This window comes from Pseudomonas sp. S3(2024), assembly GCF_036861315.1.
In the GTDB taxonomy this organism is placed as follows: Bacteria; Pseudomonadota; Gammaproteobacteria; order Pseudomonadales; family Pseudomonadaceae; genus Aquipseudomonas; species Aquipseudomonas putida_A.
In genome coordinates, this window is record NZ_JAZAQQ010000002.1 from 537,930 (window position 1) to 550,504 (window position 12,575).

11 protein-coding genes are annotated in these 12,575 nt (G+C 56.5%); 9 read left to right on the plus strand and 2 right to left on the minus strand.

Going from position 1 to position 12,575, the window contains the following annotated elements; all coding sequences use genetic code 11:
* Nucleotides 1-16 precede the first annotated feature (16 nt).
* Together VLA07_RS07180 and VLA07_RS07185 are read left to right on the plus strand one after the other, a co-directional pair.
* Nucleotides 17-601 carry a hypothetical protein gene (locus tag VLA07_RS07180; RefSeq protein WP_333988750.1) on the plus strand — a complete coding sequence of 195 codons (585 nt, stop codon included), beginning with the start codon at nt 17-19 and terminating at the stop codon, nt 599-601.
* Nucleotides 601-1,668, plus strand: a complete 1,068-nt coding sequence (locus VLA07_RS07185; protein ID WP_333988753.1) for a DUF262 domain-containing protein — start codon at nt 601-603, stop codon at nt 1,666-1,668. Before VLA07_RS07180 ends, VLA07_RS07185 begins: the two co-directional genes overlap by 1 nt.
* A 63-nt stretch (nt 1,669-1,731) precedes the next feature.
* Here VLA07_RS07185 and VLA07_RS07190 read toward each other — a convergent pair whose 3' ends face one another.
* Together VLA07_RS07190 and VLA07_RS07195 are read right to left on the minus strand one after the other, a co-directional pair.
* Nucleotides 1,732-2,982 carry a ribonucleotide-diphosphate reductase subunit beta gene (locus tag VLA07_RS07190; protein WP_003227292.1) on the minus strand — a complete coding sequence of 417 codons (1,251 nt, stop codon included), beginning with the start codon at nt 2,980-2,982 and terminating at the stop codon, nt 1,732-1,734.
* A gap of 565 nt (nt 2,983-3,547) precedes the next feature.
* Entirely contained in the window at nt 3,548-3,808 is a 261-nt protein-coding gene (locus VLA07_RS07195) for a DUF2790 domain-containing protein (protein WP_047599663.1), read from the minus strand.
* 475 nt (nt 3,809-4,283) lie between these two features.
* Here VLA07_RS07195 and acs point away from each other — a divergent pair, with 475 nt between their 5' ends.
* From acs to argR, 7 genes are all read left to right on the plus strand, one after another.
* Nucleotides 4,284-6,239 (plus strand): acetate--CoA ligase, encoded by a 1,956-nt coding sequence (gene acs / locus VLA07_RS07200; RefSeq protein WP_096795023.1) that lies wholly within the window; start codon nt 4,284-4,286, stop codon nt 6,237-6,239.
* Between the two features lie 935 nt (nt 6,240-7,174).
* Nucleotides 7,175-7,948 carry an ABC transporter substrate-binding protein gene (locus VLA07_RS07205; RefSeq protein ID WP_027612633.1) on the plus strand — a complete coding sequence of 258 codons (774 nt, stop codon included), beginning with the start codon at nt 7,175-7,177 and terminating at the stop codon, nt 7,946-7,948.
* A gap of 91 nt (nt 7,949-8,039) precedes the next feature.
* Complete coding sequence (locus tag VLA07_RS07210) at nt 8,040-8,729, plus strand: ABC transporter permease (RefSeq protein WP_003227287.1); 690 nt, start codon at nt 8,040-8,042, stop codon at nt 8,727-8,729.
* Nucleotides 8,726-9,424, plus strand: a complete 699-nt coding sequence (locus tag VLA07_RS07215; protein ID WP_097085837.1) for an ABC transporter permease — start codon at nt 8,726-8,728, stop codon at nt 9,422-9,424. The genes VLA07_RS07210 and VLA07_RS07215 overlap by 4 nt, the downstream gene beginning before the upstream one ends.
* 1 nt (nt 9,425) lies before the next feature.
* Nucleotides 9,426-10,538 (plus strand): M14 family metallopeptidase, encoded by a 1,113-nt coding sequence (locus VLA07_RS07220; RefSeq protein ID WP_333988763.1) that lies wholly within the window; start codon nt 9,426-9,428, stop codon nt 10,536-10,538.
* Nucleotides 10,539-10,565: 27 nt separating this feature from the next.
* The gene (locus tag VLA07_RS07225; RefSeq protein WP_003227281.1) at nt 10,566-11,330 is read left to right on the plus strand and encodes an ABC transporter ATP-binding protein; all 765 of its coding nucleotides are present in this window, start codon (nt 10,566-10,568) and stop codon (nt 11,328-11,330) included.
* A 232-nt stretch (nt 11,331-11,562) separates the two neighbouring features.
* Entirely contained in the window at nt 11,563-12,555 is a 993-nt protein-coding gene (gene argR, locus VLA07_RS07230; protein ID WP_027612635.1) for a transcriptional regulator ArgR, read from the plus strand.
* Nucleotides 12,556-12,575: the final 20 nt, after the last annotated feature.

Here is a 12,575-nt window from a genome sequence, read left to right on the forward strand (position 1 = left end):
CTTTGAGCGATTTTTAATGGATTACTTAAAGGCTATAAAGATAGGTAAGGATGCGAACACTCCTTATAACGAAATTGCGCGAAAAATTTTTTTGACATTTCCTACCCATGTATTTATAGGGAGTGAGGAGCATCAGTATACCGTTTATAATGAGATCTCTAAATTTTTTGATGTTCCAATTAGCTCTATTCACGTTGCAGGATCGGCGAAAATAGGTAAAAGCATTCATAAGGGTCGTGATTTTGAACCCGGCATTTCGGATTTAGACATCGCAATTATTGATTCTCGCTTGTTTTTAAAGTATATGGAATATGTTTGTAAGGTTTCAAAAAATTACTCGGATTTGACTAGGTTTCCTATGATGGGAATTACTTCTACTTGTGAGTCTTATTTGAGGTATTTATCAAAAGGAATTTTTCGACCTGATTTGATGGTCAATGGGGAGAAACGAGCAGAAATTAATAATTTTTTTGGCGTTTTATCTTCGAAATATAGTGGTCTTTTTAGTTCGATAAATGCTGCTGTATATCTGTCCGAAGCGTTCTTTGAGAATAAACAACGATCTGTTATAGCGAATGTTGTTAAAGGTGGGGTTTACTGATGGTTGAGTATAGAGTGCGGTCAGTTTCGCTTTTGAATTTGGTGAATGACATTAAGGCGGGGCGTTTGATTCCGGATGCTTATTTTCAAAGAAACCTGGTATGGCGAGATGTTCATAAAAAAGATTTTATAAAAACGATTCTTCTGGGCTTTCCATTTCCGCAAATCTTCATATCGAAAGGTAAAGTTGATGTTGAGACTATGTCTACAGTTTCATGCATAGTCGATGGGCAGCAGAGAAGCGATGCAATTGTAAGTTTTATTGCGGATAAGCTTGAGGTTGAAGGCGCTAAATATAGCGATCTTCCTGAAAAGCAGAAGTCTGAGTTTCTAAAATATGAAATCGCTGTAATTGAACTCGACCTAGAGAATGATGATCCAAAAGTTCAAGAGATATTTCAACGTATCAATCGCACTTCGAACTCGTTAACGTCTATTGAGAAATTGGCTTCGCAATACTCTACATCAGATTTTATGTTGGTGGCGAAGTTTCTCTCTGATCACATTTCTTTGGATAGAAAAGAAGAGGATGACTTCCGAGAGGATCCTAATGTTCCAGAGGAGTTTTATCTATGGGCCAATTCTAAAAATATTAAAAATTTTTCAAAGTTGGTTAATGAGAAGGGTGTGTTTAATAGTCATGAGATAGCGCGAAAAACAAACTTGATGCACGTTTTGAATATAATTTCTGCAGTGATTGGAGGGTTTTCAAATCGAAATGAGAAAGCGATCCAACACCTAGATGATTACGCTACGTCATTCAAGGAGCGAGATGTAGTTGTCGATGCTTTAGAGAGAGCTGCCGACTTTATCCTGAAAATTGGTTTTAGAGGGAAGTCGTACTGGTTGAATAAAGCTAATTTCTTTTCTTTGATTATTGCCGTCGTGGCGCTTCAGGAACAAGGCGTTGTTTTAGATCCCTCTAAGGTGAAATTGATTCTCGAGTCTTTCGAGCGTACTCTTCCTGAGGATTATAAGTTGGCGGCGACTGAGGCGGTTAATAGCACTAGAGCACGCCAATTGAGAAATAAGTATCTGATCGATCAGCTGAGTCGTGGTATTAAGTGAGATATGTTTTGACTAAACATATAAAAAAGGCCTCTATAGAGGCCTTTTTTGCGGGTGTGAGTATTAATCCCAGCTCAAAGCACCACCAGTCTGATACTCAATAACCCGAGTCTCAAAGAAATTCTTCTCTTTCTTCAAGTCCATAATCTCGCTCATCCAAGGGAACGGGTTAGTGGTCCCTGGGTATTCCTCTTTCAAACCGATCTGCGACAGACGACGGTTAGCGATGAACTTCAGGTAGTCCTCCATCATCGCCGCGTTCATGCCCAGTACGCCGCGAGGCATGGTGTCGCGGGCGTATTCGATTTCCAGCTGCGTACCCTGCAGGATCATCTGGGTCGCTTCTTCCTTCATTTCGGCATCCCACAGGTGTGGGTTTTCGATTTTGATCTGGTTGATCACGTCGATGCCGAAGTTCAGGTGCATGGATTCGTCGCGCAGGATGTACTGGAACTGCTCGGCGACGCCGGTCATTTTGTTGCGGCGGCCCATGGAGAGGATCTGGGTGAAGCCGCAGTAGAAGAAGATGCCTTCCAGAACGCAGTAGTAGGCGATCAGGTTGCGCAGCAGTTCTTTGTCGGTGTCCGGGGTGCCGGTTTCGAACTTCGGATCGGAGATCGAACGGGTGTATTTCAGGCCCCAGGCTGCCTTTTTGGCGACCGATGGGATCTCGTGGTACATGTTGAAGATCTCGCCTTCATCCATGGCCAGCGATTCGATGCAGTACTGGTAGGCGTGGGTGTGGATCGCCTCTTCGAAGGCCTGGCGCAGGATGTACTGGCGGCATTCCGGGTTGGTGATCAGGCGGTACACGGCCAGCACCAGGTTGTTGGCAACCAGGGAGTCGGCGGTGGAGAAGAAGCCGAGGTTGCGCATCACGATGCGGCGTTCGTCGTCGGTCAGGCCTTCCGGGTTTTTCCAGAGGGCGATGTCGGCGGTCATGTTGACTTCTTGCGGCATCCAGTGGTTTGCGCAGCCGTCCAGGTACTTCTGCCAGGCCCAGTCGTACTTGAAGGGTACGAGTTGGTTGAGGTCGGCGCGGCAGTTGATCATGCGCTTTTCGTCAACAGCGACACGGGCGGAGGCGCCTTCGAGTTCGGCGAGGCCTTCGGCGACGTCGAGGGAATCCAGTGCAGCCTTGGCGCGGGCCACGGCGGCCGAGTCGTCGGCGGTCACGGCGCGGGCTTCCAGCGCTGCGGCACCGCCGGCGCTGTCGAGGCGGTCCATGTTGGCTTCAGTAGCGTGGCCGGCGTTGGCGCCTTTCACGGTTGCTACTTCACTGTCTTCTTTGTCGAATTCGTCCCAGCTCAGCATGACGTGTCGTCTCCTGCGTGAGGGCCTGTCGCCCCGTGTGAAACCTGATTGGTTGGTTTTTCACACGGTCGTACAGACCGCGTTGGATCTTAAGGAATCGTTTTTTGCGGCAGCCAAGGCAGGCAATAAAACAGAATTTTGTACGGGTTTCCGAGAGCCTCTGACGGGCGCAGATCAGCGTTGACGCTGCTGCGGGGCTTCAGAATGGCTTTTGCTCCCTGTAAGGGAATATTGCTGACCCGATTAGGGCGGCATTATAGGGAAAAAAACACGGGCGTGGGGGAGGGCGAAACACCGCAGGCCGTTCGATTGGCCGGGTGATTTCGATCGGAGCGAGGGTTTACAGGGCTTTCGCTGGGATTGGCCGGCGAGAATTTTTTTTCATTAATTTTTTTGCGAGGCTTCGGTTGCTCAAGAAATGAGCAAAAAACCGGGCTTTTCACTATATCTTGTGTTTTGCAAGCCTTTTGAGCGACTCCAGACACAACTGAGCCCGACCGAAGCCGGGCTGGAATCGACCCTCAAATGAGGCGCTGAGCGGTCCGATTCGGTGCAGTCTCAATCATCAATTGGTGCAGCCGTTGCCCATGACGCTGTAACGCAGGATGTGGCGCTGACCCTTGGAGTCGTCGTACTCCATTTTGGCCGGTACCACTTCGCAGACATTCGGCACTTCGCTCATCGATACAACTTTGGCGATGTCCAGGTGAGTGGAGTAAGTGTATTCCTCGATAGCCGGTTGTTGCTGTGCGACATCAGTCGGGACCTCGTCTGCCATGGCGGTTGCGCACAGACTGCTGAGGGCCAGAACCAATAAAGCTTTCATTTCAGATTTACCTTTTTGAGGTCGAGTGGGGTCACGCAACCTTTTTAGGGTTGCGTGTGGAACTTCATCATTTGCAGTTATTACTTGAGAGCTGGATTAACGGCCTTCGTGGGGGCTGTAACGTTGTTAATCGCGTTTGCCTTGTCGGCGAGGTGGATTTTAGGCAGGTGGGGTGGGGGTAAACAGGTGGGGTTTTGATAAACACTTTTGGCGGTTTTGGTAACAATCGGTCGTTAGGGTGGGGAAGAGCGTTTTCTGGCGATGCAATTTGTCTGGGGAACCGAGTTGTCTGGATCGCTTGCAGGCAAGCTCCTACAAGGGGGTTGGGGTGTTTGGGGGTAGTGCGTCGGGCTTGCTGTCTGGGTATCGCCATGTTTTGTAGGGGCTTGTTACTACCATCGTCGAATGGTTCTATGGGCCCGGCCCGGCTACAACGGGGTCATACAAAAACAACTATTCCACCGAGGTAAGAAAGATGAGTGCGGCTTCTCTGTATCCCGTTCGTCCCGAGGTTCTGGCCAATACGCTGACTGACGAGGCGACCTACAAAGCCATGTACCAGCAGTCGGTCGTCAACCCTGACGGTTTCTGGCGCGAGCAAGCCAAGCGCCTCGACTGGATCAAGCCTTTCACCACGGTGAAGCAGACTTCCTTCGACGATCACCATGTCGACATCAAATGGTTCGCCGACGGCACCCTGAACGTTTCCTACAACTGCCTCGACCGTCATCTGGCCGAGCGCGGCGACCAAGTCGCAATCATCTGGGAAGGCGACGATCCTTCCGAAAGCCGTAACATCACCTATCGCGAACTGCACGAACAAGTGTGCAAACTGGCCAACGCCCTGCGTGGTCAGGACGTACACCGCGGCGATGTGGTGACTATCTATATGCCGATGATCCCCGAAGCCGTGGTCGCCATGCTGGCCTGCACGCGGATCGGCGCGATTCATTCGGTGGTGTTCGGTGGTTTCTCGCCGGAAGCGCTGGCGGGGCGGATCATCGACTGCCGCTCGAAAGTGGTGATCACCGCTGACGAAGGCATCCGTGCCGGCAAGAAGATCTCGCTGAAGGCCAACGTCGACGACGCGCTGACCAACCCGGAAACCAGCAGCATCCAGAAAGTCATCGTGTGCAAGCGCACCGGCGGCGACATCAAGTGGAACCAGCATCGCGACATCTGGTACGAAGACCTGATGAAAGTGGCGGGCACCGTCTGCGCGCCGAAAGAGATGGGCGCTGAAGAGGCGCTGTTCATTCTTTACACCTCCGGCTCGACCGGCAAGCCGAAGGGCGTGCAGCACACCACCGGCGGTTATCTGCTGTATGCGGCAATGACCCACGAGCGTGTGTTCGACTACCGTCCGGGCGAAATCTACTGGTGCACCGCCGACGTCGGCTGGGTCACCGGTCACAGTTACATCGTCTACGGGCCGCTGGCCAATGGCGCGACCACACTGCTGTTCGAAGGCGTGCCGAACTACCCGGACATCACCCGGGTGGCGAAGATCGTCGACAAGCACAAGGTCAACATCCTCTACACCGCGCCGACCGCGATCCGCGCGATGATGGCCTCCGGCACCGCCGCCGTTGAGGGCGCTGATGGCAGCAGCCTGCGTCTGCTCGGTTCGGTGGGCGAGCCGATCAACCCGGAAGCCTGGGACTGGTACTACAAGAATGTCGGCAAGTCGCGTTGCCCGATCGTTGATACCTGGTGGCAGACCGAGACCGGCGGCAACATGATGAGCCCGCTGCCGGGGGCGCATGCACTGAAGCCGGGTTCGGCGGCACGTCCGTTCTTCGGCGTGGTACCGGCGCTGGTCGACAACCTCGGCAACATCATCGAGGGCGAGGCCGAGGGTAATCTGGTGATTCTCGATTCGTGGCCGGGTCAGGCGCGCACGCTGTATGGCGACCATGACCGCTTCGTCGACACCTACTTCAAGACTTTCCGTGGCATGTACTTCACCGGTGACGGTGCGCGGCGTGATGCCGATGGTTACTACTGGATCACCGGGCGTGTCGACGACGTGCTCAACGTCTCCGGCCACCGCATGGGCACCGCCGAGATCGAAAGCGCGATGGTCGCCCACCCGAAAGTCGCCGAAGCGGCGGTGGTCGGTGTGCCGCATGACATCAAGGGGCAGGGCATTTATGTCTATGTCACCCTGAAGAATGGCGAAGAGCCGAGCGAGCAACTGCGTCTGGAACTGAAGAACTGGGTGCGCAAAGAGATCGGCCCGATTGCTTCGCCGGATGTGATCCAGTGGGCGCCGGGGCTGCCGAAGACCCGTTCGGGCAAAATCATGCGGCGGATTCTGCGCAAGATTGCTACGGCGGAATACGATGGGTTGGGCGATATCTCGACCCTGGCGGATCCGGGTGTGGTGCAGCATTTGATTGATACGCACAAGACGATGAATGTGGCTTAAGCCGGTCTGATGCATTGGAAAGCCCTGTCCGGTGTTTGCCGGGTGGGGCTTTTTTGTGTCTGGAGGTTTTTGGGGTGGCAGGGCTGGCCCCTTCGCGAGCAAGCCCGCTCCCACAGGTTGATGTGTGGTCTGTCTGGAAGAATGCAGTCCAGCCGGGGCTATTTTATCTGGTGGGGTTGTGGTGGTTTTGCTGGCCCCTTCGCGAGCAAGCTCGCTCCCACAGGTTGAGGTGTGTTCTGTCTGGAGGAACGCAGTCCAGCCGGGGCTATTTTGTCTGGTGGGTTTGTGGTGGGGCCTCTTCGCGAGCAGGCTCGCTCCCACAGGTTGATCGCGGTCCGTCTGAAAGAATGCAGGGCCACTGTGGGAGCGGGCTTGCTCGCGAAGGCAATCTGTCAGACGCCGCAGTAATCCCCTGTCAGAAACCCAAACCCACCCAACCAATAATTATCGATTTCCTGTGCAAGCCATTTCCCGCTGTTACCCATGCCTACCCGAGTAACCAAATGTGTAACCGCCCGCCCCGCCGCGGGGCGAAGGGAAACGCATCGCCCCGTTTTAGAGCCTTAAACCCCCCGGTGAAAAATAAGACACAACGCTGCGCTTGCCGGATTAGAAGGGTTTGCGAATAATAGGCCCGCAATTTGCAGCATAGATCGGTTCACTGTCTTTCGCTCTTGCATGAATTTGCAAGGCTGTCAATGCGCTCAAGCGGGTTTCTCTGTGCATCTGTAATTAGTTGTCGCATTGAAGAAATATCGGCTTCGGGCCTGTCGTTAGAATGCCGATCACTCGCTCATCGTGGCTGACGTTGAAACCCCCGAGGGTTTCAATGGGAAATTTCCCACCGATGCTGCACCGCTTTCCCGATTCACCCATTCGCATATTGGGCTGTCGCTCACTCTGCCGTTTTTGCCCTTTACCGATGGAGTCCCAAGATGAAGAAACTTGTGCTGCTTGGCGCCCTGGCACTGTCCGTGCTGTCGCTGAATTCCTTCGCTGATGAAAAACCTCTGAAGATCGGTATCGAAGCGGCTTACCCTCCGTTCGCTTCGAAAGCGCCGGATGGCAGCATCGTCGGTTTCGACTACGACATCGGCAACGCCCTGTGTGAAGAGATGAAGGTCAAGTGCCAGTGGGTCGAGCAAGAGTTCGACGGTCTGATCCCGGCACTGAAAGTGCGCAAGATCGACGCGATCCTGTCGTCCATGTCGATCACCGAAGACCGCAAGAAATCCGTGGACTTCACCAACAAGTACTACAACACCCCGGCCCGTCTGGTCATGAAGCAAGGCACCGTTGTCAGCGACAACCTGTCTGAGCTCAAAGGCAAGAACATCGGCGTGCAACGTGGTTCGATCCACGAGCGTTTCGCTCGCGAAGTCCTGGCCCCGCTGGGTGCCGAGATCAAGCCATATGGTTCGCAGAACGAAATCTACCTCGACGTGGCCGCCGGTCGCCTCGACGGTACTGTGGCTGACGCCACCCTGCTGCAAGACGGCTTCCTGAACACTGATTCCGGCAAAGGCTTCGCCTTCGTTGGCCCGCAGTTCACCGACGTCAAATACTTCGGCGACGGCGTAGGCATCGCAGTGCGCAAGGGCGACGCGCTGAAAGACAAGATCAACGCTGCGATTGCGGCCATCCGTGAAAACGGTAAATACAAAGCCATCCAGGACAAGTACTTCGCCTTCGATATCTACGGCAAGTAACACGTCTCTGCGACAAGTCAGAAATGGCGCAAGCAACAGGATCTCTGCGGTTTGCGCCATTTTTTCATCCCAACTTTCGAGGACCTGAATCATGTTGAAAGGCTACGGGGCTGTCATCCTCGATGGCGCATGGCTGACGCTTCAGCTCGCCTTGTCGTCCATGGCCCTGGCCATCGTTCTCGGGCTGATCGGGGTCGCTTTGCGCCTGTCGCCGATTCGCTGGCTGGCGTGGCTGGGCGATCTGTATTCCACGGTGATCCGCGGGATTCCCGACCTGGTGCTGATCCTGCTGATCTTCTACGGCGGTCAGGACCTGCTCAACCGCGTCGCGCCGATGCTCGGCTATGACGACTACATCGACCTGAATCCGCTGGCCGCCGGTATCGGCACCCTCGGTTTCATCTTCGGTGCGTACCTTTCGGAAACCTTCCGTGGCGCGTTCATGGCGATCCCAAAAGGCCAGGCCGAAGCGGGCATGGCGTACGGCATGAGCAGTTTTCAGGTGTTTTTCCGGGTGATGGTGCCGCAGATGATTCGCCTGGCGATTCCTGGCTTCACCAACAACTGGCTGGTGCTGACCAAGGCCACCGCGCTGATTTCGGTGGTCGGTCTGCAAGACATGATGTTCAAGGCCAAGCAGGCGGCAGATGCCACCCGCGAGCCTTTCACCTTCTTCCTCGCAGTGGCGGCGATGTACCTGGTGATCACCAGTGTCTCGTTGCTGGCGCTGCGTCACCTTGAGAAGCGCTACTCGGTAGGCGTAAGGGCGGCTGATCTATGATCTTCGACTACAACGTCATTTGGGAGGCCATGCCGCTGTACCTCGGCGGCCTGCTGACCACCCTCAAACTGCTCGCGCTGTCGCTGTTGTTCGGTCTGTTGGCGGCACTGCCGCTGGGCCTGATGCGCGTCTCCAAGAACCCGATCGTTAACGGCGCCGCGTGGCTCTACACCTACGTGATCCGCGGCACGCCGATGCTGGTGCAGCTGTTTTTGATCTACTACGGTCTGGCCCAGTTCGAAGCGGTACGTGAAAGCTTCTTGTGGCCGTGGCTGTCCAGCGCGACGTTCTGTGCGTGCCTGGCGTTCGCGATCAACACCAGCGCCTACACCGCCGAGATCATTGCCGGCAGCCTCAAGGCCACGCCGAACGGCGAGATTGAAGCCGCCAAGGCCATGGGCATGTCGCGCTTCAAACTGTACAAGCGCATCCTGTTGCCATCGGCTCTGCGCCGGGCGCTGCCGCAGTACAGCAACGAAGTGATCATGATGCTGCAGACCACCAGTCTGGCGTCCATCGTGACCCTGATCGACATCACCGGCGCGGCCCGTACTGTCAACGCGCAGTACTACCTGCCGTTCGAGGCGTACATCACCGCCGGCGTGTTCTACCTGTGCCTGACCTTCATTCTGGTGCGCCTGTTCAAGCTGGCCGAGCGTCGCTGGCTGAGCTATCTGGCCCCACGGAAGCACTGATATGGAACGCATCGACCACGTATTGCCGTGGAGCCATCTGGGCAGCGAGCGCAAGATTTCGGTCTTCCGCTTCGGCAGCGGCGAGCGCAAGGCCTACATCCAGGCCAGCCTGCACGCTGACGAACTGCCGGGCATGCGCACCGCCTGGGAGCTGAAAAAGCGCCTCGGCGAACTCGAAGCCCAAGGCCTGCTCAACGGTGTGATCGAGCTGGTGCCGGTCGCCAACCCGCTGGGCCTCGGCCAGTTGCTGCAAGGCAATCATCAGGGGCGTTTCGAGGCGGGCAGCGGCAAGAATTTCAACCGCGATTTCGTCGAGCTGAGCGCGCCGGTGGCGGCGACGCTGGCCGAGCGTCTTGCTGACGATCCGCACGCCAACATTCGCCTGATTCGTCAGGCCATGGCGGATCATCTGGCGGCGTTGCCCGAGGCAAGCAGCCAGTTGCAAGGCATGCAGCGCGTTTTGCTCAGCCACGCCTGCACTGCCGATGTGGTGCTTGATCTGCATTGCGATGCTGAAGCGGCGCTGCACATGTATGCGCTGCCGCAGCACTGGCCGCAGTGGCGTTCGCTGGCTGCGCATCTGAACGTGAAGGTCGGTCTGCTGGCGGAAGATTCTGGCGGCAGCTCCTTCGATGAAGCGTGCTCGTTGCCGTGGTTGCGACTGTCGCGGCAGTTCCCCGACGCGCAGATTCCACTGGCGTGCCTGGCGACTACCGTCGAGCTCGGCGGTCAGGCCAATACCGACCGCGCGGATGCGGTGGCCTGGGCCGAGGGCATTCTGGCGTTCCTCGCCGAGCAAGGCCTGATCACTGGCGAGTGGCCGAAGCCGGCCAACGAGCCGTGCGAAGGCATGCCGTTCGAAGGCACTGAATTACTGTTGGCACCGCACCCCGGTGTGGTGAGTTTTCTGCGTAAACCCGGCGAGTGGGTTGAAGCCGGGGATGAGATTTTCGAAGTGATCGACCCTGTGTCCGATCGGGTCAGCACGGTGTGTGCTGGTACGTCCGGGGTGCTGTTTGCCATTGAACGGCTGCGCTATGCCCAACCCGGTTTCTGGCTGGCCAAGGTGGCGGGGCGCGAAGCGCTGCGTCACGGGCGCTTGCTCAACGACTGACTGACTGTTTTTGTGAGAACCGACCGCATGTACAAACTTGAAGTCCAAGACCTGCATAAACGCTATGGCAGTCACGAAGTGCTCAAGGGCGTGTCCCTGAAAGCGGCAGCCGGCGATGTGATCAGCATCATCGGCTCCAGTGGCTCCGGCAAAAGTACTTTCCTGCGCTGCATCAACCTGCTTGAGCAGCCGCACGCGGGCAAGATCCTGCTCAACAACGAAGAGCTGAAGCTGGTAGCGAACAAGGACGGCGCGCTGAAAGCCGCTGATCCGAAACAGCTGCAGCGCATGCGCTCGCGCCTGTCGATGGTGTTCCAGCATTTCAACCTGTGGTCGCACATGACTGCGCTGGAAAACATCATGGAAGCGCCGGTCCACGTACTGGGCGTGTCCAAGGCCGAAGCCCGCGAGAAAGCCGAGCACTACCTGAACAAGGTTGGCGTGGCCCATCGCAAAGACGCGTTCCCGGGGCACATGTCCGGTGGCGAGCAGCAGCGTGTGGCGATTGCCCGTGCGCTGGCGATGGAACCGGAAGTGATGCTGTTCGACGAACCGACTTCGGCGCTCGACCCGGAACTGGTCGGCGACGTGCTCAAAGTCATGCAGGCCCTCGCTCAGGAAGGCCGCACCATGGTCGTGGTCACGCACGAAATGGGCTTCGCCCGTGAAGTGTCGAACCAGTTGGTGTTCCTGCACAAAGGGGTCGTGGAAGAGAGCGGCAACCCGCGCGAAGTGCTGGTCAATCCGCAATCCGAGCGTTTGCAACAATTCCTCTCAGGTAGCCTCAAGTAATCGCTGCCGTTATGCACCAGATTAGGTCATGCTTCGCGACCTGAAGGCTGGCTCGGTCCCTCTGTGGGAGCGGGCTTGCTCGCGAAAGCGGTCGATCAGTCAACATCATTGCTGCCTGAACCACCGCCTTCGCGAGCAAGCCCGCTCCCACAATGGACCTGCGACAGCTTCGATTACGGGCTAGCATTGGCCCATGCCTTCATCACCGTTCTTCGTTTCGGATTGCCCGCCCATGACTGCCCATCGAATTGGTTTCCTGATTTGGCCCAGCACTAAAGCTCTGACGCTGGCGCTGGCGGAGGAGGCCTTGCGTGTTGCTCAGCGGGTGCATCCGGAGGTGGTTTACGAACTGTCGTTCCTCCAGGCCGAAACCGTGACAGACGTTGCGGCCGAGGGGGCGTGGCAACTGCCGGGCGAGGCGTGGACCGGCAAGCTGGAAAACTTCCAGAAACTGTTCCTGCTCGCCGACGAGCCTCCGACCACTCTGGCCCCGGCCCTCAGCAGCGCGCTCAAGCAACTGGTGCGTGCCGGTTGCGTGATCGGTGGTCTGTCGGCCGGTGTCTATCCGTTGGCGCAGCTCGGTCTGCTCGACGGTTATCGCGCGGCCGTGCACTGGCGCTGGCAGGACGATTTCGCCGAGCGCTTCCCGAAAGTCATCGCCACCAGTCACCTGTTCGACTGGGATCGTGATCGCCTGACCGCGTGTGGCGGCATGTCGGTACTCGACCTTCTGCTGGCGGTGCTGGCCCGTGATCATGGGGCAGAACTGGCCGGTGCGGTGTCCGAAGAACTGGTGGTCGAGCGCATCCGCGAGGGCGGTGAACGCCAGCGCATTCCACTGCAGAACCGCCTCGGTTCCAGCCATCCGAAGCTCACCCAAGCGGTGTTGCTGATGGAAGCCAACATCGAAGAGCCGCTGACCACCGACGAAATCGCCCAGCACGTGTGCGTGTCCCGTCGACAGCTGGAGCGGATCTTCAAGCAATACCTCAACCGCGTGCCGAGCCAGTACTACCTGGAATTGCGCCTGAACAAGGCCCGGCAGATGTTGATGCAGACCAGCAAGTCGATCATCCAGATCGGCCTGTCCTGCGGTTTCTCCTCGGGGCCGCATTTCTCCAGCGCCTATCGCAACTTCTTCGGCGCCACGCCGCGCGAAGACCGCAACCAGCGGCGCAGCAGCAGTCCGTTCGAACTGTCGTCAGTGCCGCCGGAGCGCGGTTGACGCACCCCGGCAGAACCCGC